At 72.7% G+C, this 17,985-nt stretch carries 15 protein-coding genes; 6 read left to right on the forward strand and 9 right to left on the reverse strand.

What is annotated here, in order from left to right:
• Nucleotides 1-29: 29 nt before the first annotated feature.
• Both AC0NH5_RS09615 and AC0NH5_RS09620 read right to left on the reverse strand, forming a co-directional pair.
• Nucleotides 30-1,235, reverse strand: coding sequence for a PP2C family protein-serine/threonine phosphatase (locus AC0NH5_RS09615; protein ID WP_474402073.1), 1,206 nt, complete (start codon nucleotides 1,233-1,235; stop codon nucleotides 30-32).
• A gap of 514 nt (nucleotides 1,236-1,749) precedes the next feature.
• Complete coding sequence (locus AC0NH5_RS09620; RefSeq protein ID WP_474402076.1) at nucleotides 1,750-2,547, reverse strand: hypothetical protein; 798 nt, start codon at nucleotides 2,545-2,547, stop codon at nucleotides 1,750-1,752.
• 348 nt (nucleotides 2,548-2,895) lie between these two features.
• Here AC0NH5_RS09620 and AC0NH5_RS09625 point away from each other — a divergent pair, with 348 nt between their 5' ends.
• Together AC0NH5_RS09625 and AC0NH5_RS09630 are read left to right on the forward strand one after the other, a co-directional pair.
• The gene (locus AC0NH5_RS09625; RefSeq protein WP_474402078.1) at nucleotides 2,896-4,188 is read left to right on the forward strand and encodes a GAF domain-containing protein; all 1,293 of its coding nucleotides are present in this window, start codon (nucleotides 2,896-2,898) and stop codon (nucleotides 4,186-4,188) included.
• 57 nt (nucleotides 4,189-4,245) lie between these two features.
• Nucleotides 4,246-4,587 carry a VOC family protein gene (locus AC0NH5_RS09630; RefSeq protein WP_474402081.1) on the forward strand — a complete coding sequence of 114 codons (342 nt, stop codon included), beginning with the start codon at nucleotides 4,246-4,248 and terminating at the stop codon, nucleotides 4,585-4,587.
• On the opposite strand, the gene AC0NH5_RS09635 is transcribed toward AC0NH5_RS09630, so the two are convergent.
• The 5 genes from AC0NH5_RS09635 to AC0NH5_RS09655 all read right to left on the reverse strand — a co-directional run bounded on the left by AC0NH5_RS09635 (nucleotide 4,584) and on the right by AC0NH5_RS09655 (nucleotide 9,862).
• Nucleotides 4,584-5,069, reverse strand: a complete 486-nt coding sequence (locus tag AC0NH5_RS09635) for a MarR family winged helix-turn-helix transcriptional regulator (RefSeq protein WP_474402083.1) — start codon at nucleotides 5,067-5,069, stop codon at nucleotides 4,584-4,586. The genes AC0NH5_RS09630 and AC0NH5_RS09635 overlap by 4 nt on opposite strands.
• A gap of 22 nt (nucleotides 5,070-5,091) precedes the next feature.
• Nucleotides 5,092-6,156: an alkene reductase gene (locus AC0NH5_RS09640; RefSeq protein WP_474402085.1), complete on the reverse strand. Its 1,065-nt coding sequence runs from the start codon at nucleotides 6,154-6,156 to the stop codon at nucleotides 5,092-5,094.
• A 107-nt stretch (nucleotides 6,157-6,263) separates the two neighbouring features.
• Entirely contained in the window at nucleotides 6,264-6,839 is a 576-nt protein-coding gene (locus AC0NH5_RS09645) for an HdeD family acid-resistance protein (protein WP_474402087.1), read from the reverse strand.
• Nucleotides 6,840-6,849: 10 nt separating this feature from the next.
• Complete coding sequence (locus AC0NH5_RS09650) at nucleotides 6,850-7,086, reverse strand: hypothetical protein (RefSeq protein ID WP_474402090.1); 237 nt, start codon at nucleotides 7,084-7,086, stop codon at nucleotides 6,850-6,852.
• Between the two features lie 103 nt (nucleotides 7,087-7,189).
• Entirely contained in the window at nucleotides 7,190-9,862 is a 2,673-nt protein-coding gene (locus tag AC0NH5_RS09655; RefSeq protein WP_474402093.1) for a helix-turn-helix transcriptional regulator, read from the reverse strand.
• A 219-nt stretch (nucleotides 9,863-10,081) separates the two neighbouring features.
• Here AC0NH5_RS09655 and AC0NH5_RS09660 point away from each other — a divergent pair, with 219 nt between their 5' ends.
• Entirely contained in the window at nucleotides 10,082-10,480 is a 399-nt protein-coding gene (locus tag AC0NH5_RS09660) for a DUF7144 family membrane protein (RefSeq protein WP_474402096.1), read from the forward strand.
• 14 nt (nucleotides 10,481-10,494) lie between these two features.
• Here the strand turns inward: AC0NH5_RS09660 and AC0NH5_RS09665 are convergent, their stop codons facing one another.
• Both AC0NH5_RS09665 and AC0NH5_RS09670 read right to left on the reverse strand, forming a co-directional pair.
• Nucleotides 10,495-11,454, reverse strand: coding sequence for a formylglycine-generating enzyme family protein (locus AC0NH5_RS09665; protein WP_474402099.1), 960 nt, complete (start codon nucleotides 11,452-11,454; stop codon nucleotides 10,495-10,497).
• Nucleotides 11,451-12,953: an arylsulfatase gene (locus AC0NH5_RS09670; RefSeq protein WP_474402101.1), complete on the reverse strand. Its 1,503-nt coding sequence runs from the start codon at nucleotides 12,951-12,953 to the stop codon at nucleotides 11,451-11,453. Before AC0NH5_RS09670 ends, AC0NH5_RS09665 begins: the two co-directional genes overlap by 4 nt.
• A 124-nt stretch (nucleotides 12,954-13,077) precedes the next feature.
• On the opposite strand from AC0NH5_RS09670, the gene AC0NH5_RS09675 reads away from it, so the two are divergent.
• The 3 genes from AC0NH5_RS09675 to AC0NH5_RS09685 all read left to right on the forward strand — a co-directional run bounded on the left by AC0NH5_RS09675 (nucleotide 13,078) and on the right by AC0NH5_RS09685 (nucleotide 17,976).
• Nucleotides 13,078-14,037: an HAD family hydrolase gene (locus AC0NH5_RS09675; RefSeq protein WP_474402103.1), complete on the forward strand. Its 960-nt coding sequence runs from the start codon at nucleotides 13,078-13,080 to the stop codon at nucleotides 14,035-14,037.
• 64 nt (nucleotides 14,038-14,101) lie between these two features.
• On the forward strand, nucleotides 14,102-15,310 hold the full coding sequence (locus tag AC0NH5_RS09680) for an MFS transporter (RefSeq protein ID WP_474402106.1): 1,209 nt from the start codon (nucleotides 14,102-14,104) through the stop codon (nucleotides 15,308-15,310).
• Nucleotides 15,307-17,976, forward strand: coding sequence for a winged helix-turn-helix domain-containing protein (locus AC0NH5_RS09685; protein WP_474402109.1), 2,670 nt, complete (start codon nucleotides 15,307-15,309; stop codon nucleotides 17,974-17,976). Before AC0NH5_RS09680 ends, AC0NH5_RS09685 begins: the two co-directional genes overlap by 4 nt.
• The last annotated feature ends 9 nt before the right edge of the window (nucleotides 17,977-17,985 follow it).

Consider the following 17,985-nt stretch of genomic DNA (forward strand, 5'->3'; position numbering starts at 1 on the left):
GGTGCCATTGTGCCGACGCCCGCCGCTTCTCAGGGTGGTCGCCGCACCGTCAGCAGCGCGACGTCGTCGGCGGGCCGGTCGATGCCGGAAGCGGCCATGACCGCGGCGCAGATGTCCTCGGCGGGCGCCGGGCGTACGACCTTGACGAGCCGCTCGACTCCCTCGTCGATGACCTGCCCCCGCCGCTCCACGAGACCGTCGGTGTAGAGGACCAGCACGGCGCCCGCCACGAAGTCGCAGGTGGTGGCGCGACGGGGCGCCCGGAGGCGGTTGACGCCCAGCGGCGGGTCGGTGGGCAACGGCAGCGCGGCGGTGGTCCGCCCCGGCGCCGCCAGGATCGGGGCGGGGTGCCCGGCCGACGACATCCGGATCAGCTGCCGGTCGGGGCTGATCATGGCGTAGACGACGGTGGAGAGGCTGCTGGCCTCGAAGTGGGCGTTCTTGCGGTCCAGCAGCGTCAGCACCTCGGCGGGATCGTCGGAGGTGAGCGCATAGGAACGCAGGGCGCTGCGGACCCGGCCCATCACGATGGCGGAGGCCAGACCGTGCCCGGAGACGTCGCCGATGACGACGCCCAGCCAGCCGGAGGGCAGCGCGAACATGTCGTACCAGTCGCCGCCGATGCCCAGGTCGTGGCCGGGCACATAACGGGCGGCGGCCTCCACCCCGTCGACCCGCGGCAGGCGCTCCGGTATCAGTGCCCGCTGCAGCGTCGCGGCAGCGGCGTTCTCCAGCTTCCGGGAGCGGATCTGCCCGGCGATGCTGGCCCGATCGGCGACGACCTGCAGCAGGTACACGTCGTCGGCGGTGAACCGGCGTGGCCGCAGTGTTCCGACGTGCAGAACCCCGACCAGCTCGCCGTCGAGGAACATCGGCACACCGAGCAGCGACCGCACGCCGGTGGCCAGCAGCACCGGGCTGAGCACGTCCGCCGGGGTGACCTCCTCCAGCGCGACCGGTTCCCGGCGGACGGCGACCCGGCCGGCGAAGCCCGCGCCGACGGCGATCCGGAAACCCTGGCGGACCTCCTCCTCCAGCCCCTTGGTGGCGGTGGCCACGAGCTGGTGGGCGTGCGGGTCGAGCAGCAGGATGGTCGCGGTGTCCGCGGCGAACAGGCCGAGAACCCGGTCGAGGAGCTCGTCCAGCAGGTCCGACACCTCGAGCCGGGACAACGCGACGTCGGTGACGGCGACGATGCGGCGCAACCGCTCGTCGTCGTTCAGCTGTTCCGTCACCGACCAAGTCTAGAGCCAGACTGTTGCCATACAGCAAACAAGTCAGGTCACGTCCGCGTCTCGGCCCGCCGCAACAGCAGGCAGAGGACGGCCAGGGCGACGGCGGCCACCGGCAGCCCGAACGGGCCCACAACAGCAGCCCCAGCCCCCCGGCGTGGCCCGGTGAGCCGTTCCCGCGCTGCCGCCGCTCCGACTTGTACGGCACCAACACCCCGGGGCGGAGACCGCTCCGGGTCTTCTGCCCGGCACGGGGTGCGCCGTGCCTGAGGCAGGCGAATAAAGGCTGGTGACCGTACGCCCGGCCGCTCAGGTTCTGGGGATGTCTTCTGATCCTCCCCTGGTTGCCAGGTCGGGCTCGCGGCGCCGGCGGCGCGCCGACAGGTTCCGGCCGTTCGGCGGCGAGCCGGTGCAGCGTCACGGTCCTGCCGTAACCGGCCGCCGCCACGTACAGAGCCATGCGCACCATTGGCGTACGTTACGCATGCCCCGTACCCCCTGAAGGGTGTTGTGCTCGTTATTCGGTCGCCGCTGCAGTGAAGGCGCACCAGGGTGACCAATCGGACACGCCCGGCCCCTCCTCGAAGCGGGCCCGGAACTGATAACTGCCACCCGGGCTGAACGAGTCGTCCGGCGCGCTGACGCCGTACGGGTTGCCCGCGAACACGAGCGTCTCCAGCCCCGGCCGGGCCACCTCGAAGCGGGCGACCAGGTTGGGGCCCGGCGACCCGGAGGCCGGGCTGACGGCGAAGGTCGGCGCGAAACCGGCGTAGATGACCGGGGCCGCGTCCCCGTCGCAGGGCTGGAACCCGGCATAGGGATAGGCCGATACGCGCAGCGCCGTCGGCGGCGCGGGCACCGCGACGGTGCCGGTCTCCACCGTGAAGGAGCACCAGGGAAGCCAGTCCGAGGTCTTTGCGCCGTCCACCGCCCGAACCCGGAACCGGTACGCGCCGTCGCTGAGCACACCGGCCGGAACGCGATAGATCGCGGGAGAGCCGTCGAACCGGACCGTGCCCCGGGCCACCGCCGGCCGCCCGGCCGGTGCCACCTCGAACGTCGCGGCGAGGTCCGGCCGGTTGGTGTTCCAGGCCGGGGCGCCGCTGCTGACCCCGATCTCCGGGGTGAGCGACCGGGACAACGGCATGCCGTCACGGCAGAACTGCGGCGCGGTCAGCTCGTCCGAGCTGAGGAACGGGCCGACCGGCGCGTGCGGACGGGACGCGGCGGCCGACGCCGGCCCGGGCACGGCTCCCAGGGCGAGCACGGCGACGGCGGTGGCCGCGATGCGGGTGATTCTGCGGATGGGCGTCATCGGGTCATTCCACATCGGAATCCCGGTCGCGTCAGTACCGGGAGGGCGGCCGTAAGACTTTGGTTAGATCAGCCGGCCGGCGTACGGGGTGCATCCCCCGGTGCAACCTGCGCACCGCGGCCGGCAAGGACCCGCAAAGCATGGACCTGCGCGCCGAGCCCGGCCTCACGATGACCCTGTACGCGGCGCGACCCGGCTCCCCCCACCGCGGACGCCCTGCGCCTGCCCGCCTCGTGGACGGCTCCGCACCTGGTCGACACGATCGGGTCCTGAGGAGGCGGCCGTCGCTGCGGCACCCGGCACACCGCTATGCTGCCGATCATTTCCGCGGGCGAGAGGCGCATCACCATGACAGCGGTATCAGGACGGCAGCCGGCCGCCGCGGATCCGGTGGTCGCCGGGCAGGCGGCCGACGAGGACGTGCGTGCCCTGTTCGGGCAGTCCACCGCCGTCCTGGCCTCGCTGGCGGGACCGGAGCACCTGGTGGAGACGGCGAACCCGGCGTTCTTCGCCACCATCGGCGAGGAGCGGACCCGCACCGGCGTCCCGCTCGTCGACCTGCTGCCCGAGATGGACGGCCAGGACTTCATCGCGCTGCTGGACCAGGTCTACCGCACGGGTGAGCCCTACACCGGCCGGGACGCCCGGGTCGTGCTCGGCGCCGGCCCGGACGCGCGGGAGGCGTTCTTCGACTTCACGTACGAGCCACGCCGGGACGCCGACGGCACGGTGACCGGGATCCATGTGCTGGGCGTGGAGACCACCCAGGTCAAGCAGGCTCAACGACTGATGATCGAGCACCGGGCCCTGCTGGAGCAGATCGCCCGGCAGGCGCCGCTGACCGACGTGCTCGACGGGATGGCCCGCAGCATCGAGACCCTGGCGCCGGAGGAGGTGCTGGTCTCCGTCCTGCTCGCCGACCCCGACGGCCGGCACCTGCGCCACGGCGCCGCCCCCAGCCTGCCGGAGTTCTACAACGAGGCCATCGACGGGATTGCCACCGGCGAAGGCGTCGGCTCCTGCGGGACCGCCGCGCACCGGCGGCAACCGGTCATCGTCACCGACATCACCACCGACCCGTTCTGGACCGACTTCCGTGACCTGGCCGGCCGGGCCGGCCTCGCCGCCTGCTGGTCCACGCCGATCCTGGCCCGGGACGGCAGCCTGCTGGGCACCTTCGCGATGTACCACCGCGTTCCGCGCGTACCGCAGGAGACCGATCTCGCGCTCGCCCGGGTCTTCGCCGGCACCGCCGCCCTGGCCATCGAGCGACACCACATCGAGCAGGCCAAGACCGCCGCCGAGGCCCGCGCCAAGGCGGCCCACGACGAGCTTGCCAGGGCGATGGAAGCCGAGCGCAGACTGCGCGGCGAGGCCGAGCAGCGCGCAGCCGCCGCGGCGGAGCTCGCCGCCAGGATGCGCGCCGCCGCCGCCACGCAGGCCGCCGCGCCGCATCCCGAGCACTGCCAGCTGGGGGGCGGCCCGGGGTGCACCGCGGCGGCCGAAATCAAGATCGCCGACTCCTGGGGCGACTCGGCGTGGGGCTGCTCCGCGCACGTCGAGGAGGCCATCATCAACGTGCGGTCGGTGTTCATCGCCAGTGCGGAGCTCGGCGGCCTGGCCGCTTATCTGAACCGCTGACCGCCACCCTTGACCTCGAGCGAGCTTGAAGGTGTTCGATGTCCGCAGGAGGTGGTCATGGAGATCACGAATCTCGGCTGGCTCGGCGTCCGTACCGCGAATGCCGACGCTCTCGCCGATTTCTACGCCCGGGTGCTGGGGCTGCGGCTGACGCACGAGGAACCGGGCTTCCGGGTGTTCACGTTGCCCGACGGGCACCACGTCGAGATCTTCGATGTGGATCACCGCGGCAAGGAGCACTTCGACACCGGCCCGGTCGCCGGGTTCGCCGTGCGTGACCTCACCGCCGCGGTGGCCGAGCTGCGCGCCGCCGGCGTCGAGCTGCTCGGCGAGCCTGGACCGACGTGGCAGCATTTCCGGGGCCCCGACGGCAACGTGTACGAACTGGTCGCTGCCTAGTCGTTGCGCAGGGAGCCCTCGATGGTTCCGGCCAGCGCGACGAAGGCCTGCACCTGCTCGGGTCGCAGCGCCCGGGTGGAGAGCTCCTCCAGCCGGGCCCACATCTGCTCCAGCGGCTCGCGCATGGCTCGTCCCGCATCGGTGAGGTGCACGAGCTGCACCCGGCGGTCGTGGGCGGCGGCCTCGCGGCGCAGCAGGCCGGCCTCCTGCATGCGCCGCAGGGACTTGGACAGGGTCGAGTGGTCGAGCCCGACGGCGGCGAGCAGCTCCGACTGGGTCTGCCCGTCCCGGTCCAGCAACTGCATGAGGATCAGTTCCTGGCCGGGATGCAGGTTCAGCCTCCGGAGCATGGCTGCGGCGAGCCCGCGGTGTGCCCGGGCGAGCCCGAAGATCGCGAAGCTCAGCGGCCCGGTGCGGACGGTCAGGCCGGCGCCGTCCGCGGCCGGCAGCGCGGCGTCCCGCGTGGCGTCGGATGTCGTCACTGGCCCTCCAGGCGGGGACGGGTCACTGGGCCTCCAGGCGGGGATAGTCGGTGTAGCCGCGGTGGTCACCGCCGTAGAAGGTAGCGCGGTCGGGCGTGTTGAGCGGTGCTCCGGCACGCAGCCGTTCGGGCAGGTCGGGGTTGGCCAGCGCCATCGCACCGACCGAGACGAGGTCGGCCAGGCCGCTCTCGAGGTCCGCCACCCGGGCGCCGAGGCCGGCGCCGCCGCGGTTGACGATCAGCGTGCCCGGCCACGCGCGGCGCAGCCCGCGCGCCAGTTCTTCGTCGCCGCCGTGCACGAGGTGCAGATAGGCCAGGCCGAGCGGCGCCAGCGCGGACAGCAGCGCGTGGTGGGTCTCGGCGGGGCGGTGTTCGGTGATGTCGTTGAACGGGTTGCCCGGGGCGATCCGGATGCCGGTGCGCGCGGCGCCGATCTCCGCGGCCACCGCCCGCGCGATCTCGACGGCGAAGCGGATCCGTCCCTGTGCCGATCCGCCGTACCCGTCGGTGCGCTGGTTGGCGTTGTCGGACAGGAACTGGTGGATGAGGTACCCGTTGGCCGCGTGGATCTCCACGCCGTCGGCGCCGGCGGTGACAGCCGCGGCGGCCGCCCGGCGGAAGTCGTCGACGGTCGCCTCGATCTCGGGCCCGGTCAGCGCCCGGGGAGCCGGCATCGGCTGCGGGCCCGCGGCGGTGAACATCACGCCGGCGGGCGCGACCGGTGAGGGGGCGACGGGCCGGCGCCCGTGCGGGGTGTTGGCGGGGTGGGCGATCCGTCCGACGTGCATGAGCTGCAGGAACACGTGCCCGCCGGCGGCGTGGACGGCATCGGTGACCGACTGCCAGCCGGCGATCTGGTCGCGGGTGTGGATGCCGGGCGTGCGCAGGTAACCCTGGCCGTCCGGCGACGGCTGGGTGCCTTCGGTGACGAGCAGGCCGAGGGAGGCGCGCTGGGCGTAGTACTCGGCGGTGAGCTCCGTCGGCACACCGTCCGCCGTCGCCCGCGAGCGGGTCATCGGGGCCATCACCAGGCGGTGCTCGAGCTTGAGGTGGCCGGCTGAGGCCGGGGTCCAGAGCGCGGTGGTCATCGTCGTCTCCTTCTGATCGTGCGACGACGCAACCGTGCCACCGATTTATGTGGCTAGCCAAGCAATCATGACGGAGGACACAAAGGTGGCCAGCCACATATCTCCCCTCAAGCCCGTCGGCGCAGACCCGAGATCCCTATGAACACCAGGCAGGCACCCACGAAAATCATCATCGTGGCGCCGACGAACAGGAACGTGGCCAGGCCGATCCCGGGCCAGACGAGCAGCGCGATCGCGGCCAGCACCGCCGCCACGCCGAGGGCGATCCGCCAGCCGTTGGCGGGGCCGCCGGAGCCGACCGCCAGGAAGATCTCGGCGAGCCCGTCAAGGAGCCAGCCGATCGCGACGATCACCAGCAGCAACGCCACCGAGCCGGCGACGTTACGCAGGCAGACGATGCCGATGATGCCGACGAAGACACCGAAGATGATGCCGAGAGTCCGTTGCAGCATCGGCGCGCCGAAAGACATGAAGGACACCGCGGTCCGGGACACCCCGATGGCCAGCAGGTTGAGGCCGAACAGGAATCCGACCACGCGCAGGGTGGCGTCGGGCCAGGCGAAGGCAGCGACACCCAGGGCGATCGTCAGGACGCCGGCGACCAGGCGCACCCAACTGCCGACGCGGGAGGCCGGCGTCTCGTCGATCGTGTCGCCGGCTCGGTGCTCGGTGGCTTGCATCATGGGCTCCTTCTCACGCGTGGTCGGGACGGGCCGGCGCGTCGTCCCCGGGCAGCCGCCGGACCTCGATCAACCGCAGTCCGAGCCCGTGGATCCGCGAGATCAGCCCCACCACGGCCGACTGGTCGGGCAGCGCTCCGTGCAGCACCGTCGCCGGCGGCTCCACGCTCACCGTCATGTCACGCAGTTCGGCCAGCACCTCCGGCGGGATCCTCCCGGAAACCCGGACCCGGTATGTCGCCTCAGGCATCGCACGCTCCCTGGCTACGGAATCTCCTCCGATGTACCGGCTCAGCCTGGTCCGGTCCGCGCCGCGAAGCCTCATCCCACGAGGGTGAGAGCCGCCCGTGGCCTCAGATCAGGTTGAGCGCGCGGGCCCGGCGGACCGCCTCGTTGCGCCGGGAGGCGGAGAGTTTGCGCAGGATACTCCGCACATGGGTCTTCACCGTGTTGACCGAGACGTACATGGCGGCCGCGATCTCCTCGGTCGGCAGCATCTCCGCCATCCCGCGCAGGACGTCGAGTTCCCGCTTGCTCAGCGCCTCGACGACGAGCGGCTCACCGGTGGCCTGTCCCGGCAGCTCGGCGCCGGGCGCCCGCTGTCGCAGGGTGAGCCGCTCGTCGTCGCGCAGCATCCGGCTGAGCCTGCCCCACACCTGGTTGAACGGGCGGCGGTACGACTCCGGAGCCGCGATCCGCAACGCCCGGCTCACCGCCGCACGCACGCCCGGGCCGTCGTCGTTCCCGGCGGCGATGGTCGCCAGCAGCAGCCAGGCGTCCAGGGCGACGGGCGTCGCCACGTCGGTGGTGCCGGCCACGGCGCGGGCCAGGTCGTACGCCCCGGCCTTCTCGCCGCGCCGCAGCAGGAGCGCCGCCCGGACGACCAGCAGCTCCGGTGCGTCCGGTTCGGGGAACCGGTCGAGGAAGGCGAGCGCCGCCTCGTCCGGCGGGCCGGCCGTCGCCGACATGCCGACCAGCACGAGTTCCACTGCACGGGCGAGCCAGACCGGCGGAGCCGTCTCGCTGCCCGCGGCGGCGCGCAGGACGGCCGTCGCGGCGGGCAGGTCCCCGCGGGTCTGCGACCGGCGCGCCGCCACGATGGCGTAGGCGGCGCCGGCGAGCCCGCCCGCCTCCGGCCGGCAGGTCTCCTCGGCAGCGCGCAGATTCTGGTCGGCGGCCTCGAGGTCGTAGCGTTCCAGCGCCACCCAGGCGAGCACGGCCTCGGCGGCGGCCGGCCAGCGGCCGGGGCCGGCCCCGAGCCGGCGCAGGCCGCACTGACCGGCCAGATCGAGCGCCTGCCGGGCCACCTGGTGGGCGCGGCCCAGCCGGCCCCGGTACGCCTCGATCACCGCCAGGTGCTCCAGGCACCTGATCTTCAGGGATTCGCTCGCGACCGGTACGGCCGCCGCCGCCTCGGTGAGAACGGCCGCTGCCGCATCGACGGCGCCGGCCTGGCTGTGCGCCGAGCCCTCGGCCGCGAGCAGCAGCGCGCGCATCTCGGGGTGCCGGGCCAGCCGGTCCTTCGGGGCCACGGCGAGGAACTTGTCCGCGATCGGCCGCAACATCATCACCCGCGCCGGGTCGGCGCGCTCCGCGGCCAGCAGGATCTGCATGACGAAGCAGGTCAGGGTGAGCCCGTCGGCGCAGTCGCTGCCCTGCACGCTGAGCAGCGTCCCGGCGTGCGCCAGGTGCGCCTCGGCCGGCTCGGTCCGGCCGTCGCCGTAGGCCAGCGCGGCCCGGACCAGCACGACCTCGGGCAGTTCCACGTGCTCCGGCAGCCGGGCGAACAGCCCGCCGAGCCGTCCCGCACCGCCTTCGACCGCGAGCCGGCCGATCGCATAGTCCTCGACCACCATCGCGCCCGCCCGGCCCCAGTCGCCGGCGGCGACGGCGTGGCCGACCGCTTCGACGAGTTCACCGCGGCCGGCCAGCCAATCGGCGGCCCGCTGGTGCAGGACGGCCACGTGGCCCGGCTCCGACCAGGCCAGCTGCGCCTGCAGCAGCTCGGCGAAGAGGCGGTGGTAGCGGTAGAGGTTCGAGCCCTCGGCGACCGGCTGGATGAAGGCGTTCTCCCTGGTGAGGGTGGCGAGCAGGCGGTACGCGTCGGGGCGGGCGGTGACCGCGGCGGCGAGCTCCGGCGTGAACGTGCCGAGCACACTGGTCTCGAGGAGGAACCGTCGCACCTCGGGCGGCTGCAGGCGGAGCACCTCGCCGATGAAGTACTCCGCGATGGCTGCCTCTCCCCCGGAGATGCTGGACACCAGCTGTGCGGCGTCGCCGCTGCCCTGCAGCACGCTGGCACAGAACCGGATGCCGGCCGCCCAGCCCTCGGTGTGCTCCAGCACCGCGAGGAGGTCCTCCGCACCCAGCGTCACGTCGTGCATGGCCATCAGAAGCCCGGTCTCGGCCGGGGTGAACGCCAGGTCGGCGGTGCGCAGCGCCGGAAGCGTCCCGGTGAGGCGGTACCGGTAGAGCGGCAGCGGCGGGTCCCACCGGCCGGTGAGAACGGCTCGTAGCCCGGTCACATGGGTGAGCAGGAAGTCCAGTTCGTCGGCCCAGGCTCGGCCGGGGAGCTGGGACGCCCCGTCCAGGACGAGGACGACCGGGCTGGGATGCCTGTCGATCACGGCGGCGAGCTGCCCGAGGGCGGCCCGGCTCGCCGGTGCGCCGGGCGCGGCCGGAGCCAGTGCCGGCACCGGCACGCCGGCCCGGCGCAGTCCCTCCATGACATAGGTCCAGAAGGTCGACGCATGCTCGTCGCCGTCCTCCAGCGTTATCCAGGCGACCGGCCAGTCCACCGCGCCGCTGCGCACCCAGGAGGCCAGCAACTGGGTCTTCCCGCTGCCGGCCACGCCGGTGATCAGAGTGACCGGGTTGCGGACGGCTTCGGTCACCCACGCCAGCAGGGCGGGGCGGGCGACCATGAACGGCGGGGCGGCCGGGACCGCGAACTTGGAGGCGAGCAACGAGCCGGCCGACTCGGGGAGGGATTTCCGGGGTGAATTCGCGATCAGTTCGATGGTCACGTCGATTCCCTCCGCGGAGCGTCGGCGTTGAACTCCTCGTACAGACTCGCCGCGCTCCGGGTCATCCGCATCACCCGTTTCGGATAACCGTGACCGTCGGTGCCGCGATCGTCACTCTTCGATCCTTCGGGGCGTTCATTCCCTCCGGATGAGGCCCCGGCCCCTCCCACCGGTGAGTCTCGGAGGACAGGTCGCCGGCAGGACGGGCAGGAGAGATCGATGGTCAGGACGAAGCAACCGAGCGCTTGGGTGGGCGTGGTCCTCTACGCCGGTGTGATGCTGCTGATGGTCGGCTGCTTCCAGATCATGGAAGGGCTGATCGCCCTGGTGCGGGACGACTACTTCGTGGTCACCCCCGGTGGGCTGCCGCTCACGGCGGACTTCACCGCCTGGGGCTGGACGCACCTGGCGATCGGGGTGGCCGCCGGGTGCGCCGGGCTCGGCGTGCTCGCCGGCCAGACCTGGGCCAGGGTCGTCGGCATCATCGTCGCCTCGATCAGCGCGCTGGCCAACCTGGTGTTCCTGCCGGCGTCCCCCGCCTGGGGCATCATCACCATCGCGTTGAACGTGCTCTGCATCTATGCCCTCGCGGTCCACGGCCGCGAGATCCGCCACTGACCGCCGGCGGCGGATCAACCCGTGGCGGGGGCCACGCAGCGGAAGCCGATGTGGCTCATGCCGGTGTCCACCATGTGCGGGCGGCGGGCGGCCGGCCGATACCGCAGGCAGTAACTGTCCGCGCACAGGAACGAGCCACCTTTGACGACCTTCCGGGGCACCCGGATCTGCGGCTGCGCCGGGTCGAAGCTGTCCTCCCGCTCTCCCCCGCGCGGGTCGTGCGGCGAACAGCAGGACGACAGGCCGGCCCACCGGCGTTCGGCGTACCAGTCCCGGGTCCATTCCCAGACGTTGCCGGCCATGTCGGCCAGGCCGTAGCCGTTGGCCGGGAACGAACCGACGGGCCGGGTCCGGCCGTAACCCTTCGCCGCGCGCCACGGGAAGTCACCGTGCCAGTAGTTCGCCCTCGGCCGCCCCGGCCGTTCCGGGTCGTCTCCCCAGGTGTAGGCCGCCCCGTCGAGGCCGCCGCGGGCCGCGTGCTCCCACTGGGCCTCGGTGGGCAGGGCCAGCCCGGCCCAGGTCGCGTACGCCTCGGCGTCCTCGTAGGCGACGTGCACCACCGGATGGTCCGCGCGGCCGCCGAGGTGGCTGCCCGGACCCTCCGGCCGCCGCCAGCAGGCGCCCGGGGTCCAGGCCCACCACTGGCTGAGATGGCGCAGGTCGACCGGTCCCGGCGTGCCGACGAACACCATCGAGCCGGCCACCAGGTTCGCCGGCGGCGCGCCGGGGAAGTCCGCCGGGTCCAGCGGCCGCTCGGCGACGGTCCGGTACCCGGTGGCGGCGACGAACGCGGCGAAGGCCGCGTTCGTCACCGTGGTCCGGGCCACCCAGAGGCCGTCGACCCGCACCGTGCGGGCCGGGGCCTCTTCCGGGTAGTGCTGGTCGGAGCCCATCCGGAACGCGCTCCCGGGGACCCACACCATGTCGTCGGCCGGCGCGACACCGGGCGCGTACGTGGTGGCCGGCTCGGTCATGCGCTGCCGATCCCGCTCTGCAGTTTGGCCAGCACCTGCTCCAGGCTGAAGCTGGCCGGCTCCTGGCGGCGCGGGAACGCGGCGAAGCTCTGCAGCATCTTGTTCACGTACGCCTGCATCGGCACGACCAGCCACGCGTGGTCTAGCACCCAGTCGTAATACGTGTTCGAGGTGATGTCCGCCCGCTCGTACGGGTCGGTGCGCAGATTGAAGATCTTCGGCACCCGCAGCGCGGTGAACGGTTCGGCCCACACCCGCAACGTGCCGGGCGCACGCTGCTCCATGAACACCATCTTCCAGTGGTCGACCCGGACCGCTGTCAGGTCGCCGTCGTCGGAGACGTAGAAGAAGTGGCGCCGCGGGCTCTCCGGCACCTCACCCGCGAGGTAGGCGCTCTGGTCATGGCCGTCGAGGTGCACCTGGAAGCGGGTGCCGTCGAGGTCGGCGCCGGCCTTCAACTGATCGACTATGTCCGGCACGCCGGCCGCGGCCAGCAGGGTCGGGAACCAGTCGGCATGGCTGACGATGCCGTTGAACACGGTCCCGGGTGCGACCCGGCCCGGCCACCGCACCACCGCCGGCACCCGGTAGGCGCCTTCCCAGTTCGAGTTCTTCTCGCCCCGGAACGGTGTCATGCCGCCGTCCGGCCAGGTGTTCATGTGCGGGCCGTTGTCGGTGGAGTAGACGACGATGGTGTTCTCCGCGATGCCCAGCTCGTCGACGAGCCCCAGCAACTCACCGACCAGTTTGTCGTGGTCGACCATCGCGTCGTGGTAATCGGACTGCCACCGCCCCGCCTGGCCTCTGCTCTCCGGCTTGACGTGCGTACGGAAATGCATGTGGGTGGCGTTGAACCAGACGAAGAAGGGCTCCTCCGCACCGGCCTTGTCCCGGATGAAGGTGGATGCCGCGGCGAGAAATTCGTCGTCGACGGTCTCCATCCGCTTCCTGGTCAGCGGACCGGTGTCCTCGATGCGCTGGGTGCCGTCCTTCTCCGCCCAGGAGTGGATGACGCCGCGCGGGCCGAACTGCTTGCGGAAGTCGGGCATCTCCTCGGGCGTCGGGTAGTCCGCCAGCTCGGGCTCCTCCTCCGCGTTGAGGTGGTAGAGGTTGCCGAAGAACTCGTCGAAGCCGTGCACCGTCGGCAGGTGCTCGTCGCGGTCGCCGAGGTGGTTCTTGCCGAACTGGCCGGTCGCGTACCCGTGTGCCTTCAGCGCGGTCGCGATGGTCGGGTCCTCCGCCTGCAGCCCCACCTCGGCTCCCGGCATCCCGACCTTGGTGAGTCCGGTACGGATCGGGTTCTGCCCGCAGATGAACGCCGCCCGCCCGGCGGTGCAGCTCTGTTCGCCGTAGTAGTCGGTGAACCGGGCTCCCTCGGCCGCGATCCGATCGATGTTCGGGGTCCGGTAACCCATCAGCCCGTCGCTGTAACAGCTCAGGTTGGAGATTCCGATGTCGTCACCCCAGATGACGAGGATGTTGGGCCGATCCGTCGGCATCGTCAGCCTCCGCGTTGTTGACGTCGAGTGGCGCTTTCTCCGGCAGTGAACGCCGCCGCCCCGGCCGGTCGCCTCATCCCTCGCGGGTGAGGACCGGCCGGGTGTCCCGGCTGATGCTGGGCCGGTGACCACTGACGACATGAGACATGCGACCGAGCCACCGCTGGCCAGTTGGCGGGACACCGGCGCGAGGGGCGCGGTGCTGGACTTCGTCCGGCGCGCGGTGCGTGAGGTTCCGGCCGAGGAACGCGTGGCCGTCTTCGACAACGACGGCACCCTGTGGTGCGAGAAGCCCCTGCCGATCCAGCTCGACTTCATCCTGCGGCGGCTCACCGAGATGGCCGGGGCCGATCCCGCGCTGCGGACCCGGCAACCCTGGAAGGCGGCGTACGAACGGGATTACGCCTGGCTCGACGCCGTCATGGTGGAGCACTACGCCGGCGACGACCGCAACGTCGGCGTCGTCGCGGCGGGCATCCTGGCCGCCTTCGGCGGGATGGACGTCGAGGAGTTCGAGGACCGGTCGGCGGCCTTCCTGCGCACCACCGACCATCCGACCCTGGGCCGGGGTTATCTGCGTTGCGCGTACACCCCGATGATCGAGCTGCTCGACCACCTCGCCGCCAACGGCTTCGCCAACTACATCGTGTCCGGCGGCGGCCGGGACTTCATGCGGCCGATCAGCCAGGAGGTGTACGGCATCTCGCGCGAGCGGGTGATCGGCAGCGCCGTCGCACTGTCCTACCGCGCCGGCGAGCGCGGCGGCTCGATCGTCCGCCGGGCCGAGGCCGACTATCTGGACGACGGCCCGGAGAAGCCCGTCCGGATCTGGAACCGCACCGGCCGGCGGCCGCTGCTCGCCGCCGGCAACTCCAACGGCGACATCCCGATGCTGCATTTCGCCCAGGACCCGGCCAAACCGTTTCTGCGGCTGCTGGTGCGGCACGACGACAAGGAGCGCGAGTTCGCGTACACCGCCGGCGCGGATGAGGCCCTGGACGAGGCCGATCGCCATGGCTGGACGGTCGTGAGCATGCGGAACGACTGGTCGACCGTCTTCGGGGAGGCCGAGACAGGATCTTGACAGCGATCTTGCCAGCCCGGTGCGGACCCTGGATAGTCCAGCAGGGATGCCGGGGGTGGCACTGATGGCAGTGGATCAGAGCTCGCCGGCGCTGAGGAGCGGGCCGGACCGCCGCGCGATGCTCGCCGTCGCGGTGCTGGGTTACGTGCTGGCGTCGTGGGCGTGGGCGATGATGGCGCCGCTGGCGCCGTTGCTGGACGACCGGCTCGGGCTGACGTCGCCGCAGCAGGCGCTGGCGGTGGCGTTGCCGGTGCTGGTGGGCACGCTGGGCCGGGTGCCGGTCGGCGCGCTGACCGACCGGTTCGGTGGCCGGTGGGTGTTCGTGCTGGTGACCGCCGCGACGGTCGCCGCCCTGCTGCTGCTGGCCACCGCCGGGATCCGCTCGGTGCCGGCCCTGTTGCTCGGGGCGTTCCTGCTCGGGGTCGCCGGCACCATGCTGACCGTCGGGGTGCCGTTCGTCAGCGCGTGGTTCCCCGGCCGGTACCGAGGGCTGGCCATCGGCGCGGTGGGTGCCGGCCTGTGCGGCAACGCGATCGGCGGTTTCACCGCTGTCCGGCTGACCCAGGAATACGGCCTGGCGGCCCCGTTCCTGGTCACCGCCACAGCGCTGGCCGTGTTCGGCGTGGTGGCGGGGGTGGCCGCCCGGGACGCCCCGGCACAGCCGCCGCCGGAGACGCCGGTGCGGACCGGCCTGCGGGCGGCGGTACGACTACCCATCACCCGGCAGGCAGCCGTCTGGTACACGGTCAGCCTGGCCCTGTTCGCGACGTTCTCCGCCACCCTGCCGTTGTACCTGGTGAACACCTACCGGCTGAGTCCGGTCCGGGCCGGCGACGTGCTGGCCGTGTTCGTCCTGCTCTCCGTTCTCACCCGTCCCTTCGGAGGATGGCTGGCGGACCGGTTCCGCCCGCGCCGGCCACTCGCGACGGCCATGGTCGTGCTGACCGCCGCCACCGCGACGCAGGCGACGACCCCGCCGCTGGCGGTGACGCTGGCCGTCACCCTCCCGGTGATCGCGGTCGGCCTCGGCGTCGTCAACACCGCCGTCATCGCCCAGATCGCCGCGGTGGCCCCGGCCTCCATGATCGGCCTGGTCACCGGGGTGGTCTGCGCCCTCGCCGGGCTCGCCGGCTTCGTCAGCCCACTGCTGATGGGTTACTCGTTCAGCTGGTACGGCGGCTACGGCCCGGCGCTGGCAGTGCTCGCCGCCGGCAGCGCTCTCGCGGCGGTCACCGCCCTGCGCAGGATCAGCCCCGGTACCGCGGCGCCATGACCGCCTCGCGACACCCGGCCGGCCCGGTCGTGCTCTCGCCACTGGTCGTCGCCAAGACCGCCCCACCGCGGCAGATCCGTGCCGGCGTCGACCGGCGGCGCCTGTTCGAGCTGCTCGACGCCGGGTCCCGGCGACCGGTGACCCTGGTCTGCGCGGGCGCCGGCTGGGGCAAGACCATGCTGGTCTCCGCCTGGGCCCGGACGCGACCGGCGCCGGTCGCCTGGCTCAGCCTGGACCACCACGACAACGACCCGCAGCTGTTCTGGGAATACCTGTTGGCGGCGCTGCGCGCCGCCGGCGCGGTCCCGCCCGGCCACCCGTTCGCCGAGCTGGTGTCGGTGCCCGCGGACGAGCGCGGGCGCGGGCGCCTGTTGTCCGCCGGGTTCGGCCGGCTCCCGGGCCCGGCGGTGCTGGTCCTGGACGACTTCCACGAGATCGACGACAGGCAGATCCTGCGCGAGGTGGGTGACCTGCTCCGGCACCCACGGGCGTCGCTGCGCGTCATCCTGATCAGCCGGCTGCCGCCCGCGCCGGCGCTGCGCCTTCCCCGGGGGAACGACCAGATCACCGAGATCCGGGCGGACGACCTGGCGTTCACCGGCGCCGAGGCGGCCGCCATGGTGCACGGGCACGGCCTGCGCCTCGCTCCCGGCGAGGTGGACCAGTTGCTGGCACGCACCGAGGGCTGGGCTGCCGGGCTGCGGCTCGGCGCCGGCTTCCTGGCCGCCGGTGACGGTGTCCGCTCCGTCACCGACTTCGCCGGTGACGTCCGCGGCGTCGACGACTATCTGACCAACGAGGTCCTGGGCGGCCTGCCGCCGGCGGAGCGGCGGTTCCTGCTGCGTACGAGCGTCTGTGAGCGGATCTGCGCCGACCTGGCCAACGCCATCAACGGGGAGCCGGACGGGCAGCGCCGGCTGGAACAGCTGGAGGAGGAGAACGACTTCGTCGTCCGGCTGGGCCCGAAACCGCTCTGGTTCCGCTATCACCATCTGCTGCGCGACGCGCTGGCACACCGACTGGCGCTCGAGGACCCGACCGCGGTGGCCGAGCTGCACCGGCGTGCCGCCCGCTGGTACGCGGCGAACAACTCCGTCCTGGAAGCGCTGAACCATGCCGTCACGGCCGGCGACTGGCCGTACGTCGGAGAGATCGTGGCCACCCATGGCGCTCCGATGATCCTCTCCCCACAGCAGGGCGCCCTCCTGAAGATCGTCCGGCGGGTGCCGCCGGAGGCGGCGTCCTCGACGCCGGAGCTGGTCTTCTGCACCGTGGTGCTGCTCTTCCACGCCGGCGACTACGCGGCCATCCCGGAACGCATCGCCCGGGTGCGGGCGATGCTGCGCCACCGGGACGACGCCGCCCGGCGCCGCACCGAGGCCATGCTGTTCACCCCCGAGATGCTGGCGGAACGCGTCGTGGGCAACATGCCCGGGGTGATCAGCGTCAGCACCGGCCTGCTCGACCTGCTCGCCACCGGTGTCTCGGGCGACGGCGTGGTGGCGACCCAGCAACGCGCCATCGCGCTGAACCACCGCGGACTCGCCCTGTTGTGGAACGGCCGGCCCGAGGCGGCCGCCCGCGACCTCCGGGCCGGCGTCAACGCCGCCCGCACAGCCGGCCTGGAACTGACCGAGATCAACGCCGCCGGCCATCTGGCGCTGCTCCAGGTCCTGTGCGGCTCGGTCGACGAGGCCGCTCAGCTCGCGGCCGGCGCCCGCGCCCTGGCCGAGCAGCGGGGCTGGCGGTACACGCTCCAGGCGGTGGCCGCCCATTTCGCGCAGGCCCTCGTGGACCTGGAACGCCAGGAGCTCGACGCGGCCCGGGAGGCCCTGCGCCAGGGGGTCCGCGCCCATGACAGCAATCCGGAGGCCGCGCAGCGCGTCGTCTCGCTGGTCATCGAGGCGCGGCTGGCGGTGGCCTGGGGCGAGCCCGGCCGGGCGCGGCTCTTCCTGGACGAGGCCCGCCTCGGCCGCGGCCCGGCGCTGCGGGCGCCCACCTTGGACCGGTGGCTGTCGCTGATCGACGCCGAGGTGGAGCTGGCCGCCGGCGCCGCCGAGCCGGCCGGCCTGCGGAACGCCCCGCTCCCGTCGAACACGGCCCTGGACCAGGCGCACCGCGTCGCGCGCGCCCGGTTCGCGTACGCCGCCCACGATCTGTCCCGAGCCGAGGAACTGCTGGATCTCGGGCCCAGCACGCTGTCCCCGGCCGTCGTCACCGTCGAGGCGGACGTGCTGGGCGCCCTGGTGGCCGAGGCGCGCGGACACGGCGCCCAGGCGGTCGATCGGCTCGGCCGCGCCGTCGCCCTGGCCGCCCGGGAAGGTGTCCGCCGTCCGTTCGCCGCCCTGGCCGGCAGCCGCCTCGACGGCCTGCTGCACCGCCTGCAACTGCTCGGCGGCACCTCCGCGTTCCTCGATCAGCTGCCCGGCCACCTCGGTCCGCGCGGGAGGCAGGCCGGCGACGTGGCTGCCGAGCAGGGACTCAGCGAACGCGAGATCGAAGTCCTGCGGTACCTGCCCACCATGTTGACCGCCGCCGAGATCGCCGCCGGCCTCGGCGTCTCCGTCAACACCGTCAAGGCCCACATGAAAGCCATCTATCGCAAGCTCGGCGCGGCCCGGCGCAGCGAGGCGGTGGCCCGGGCCCGCCGGCTCGGCATCCTCTGATCCGGCTTC

The organism is Actinoplanes sp. 13 (genome assembly GCF_056134165.1).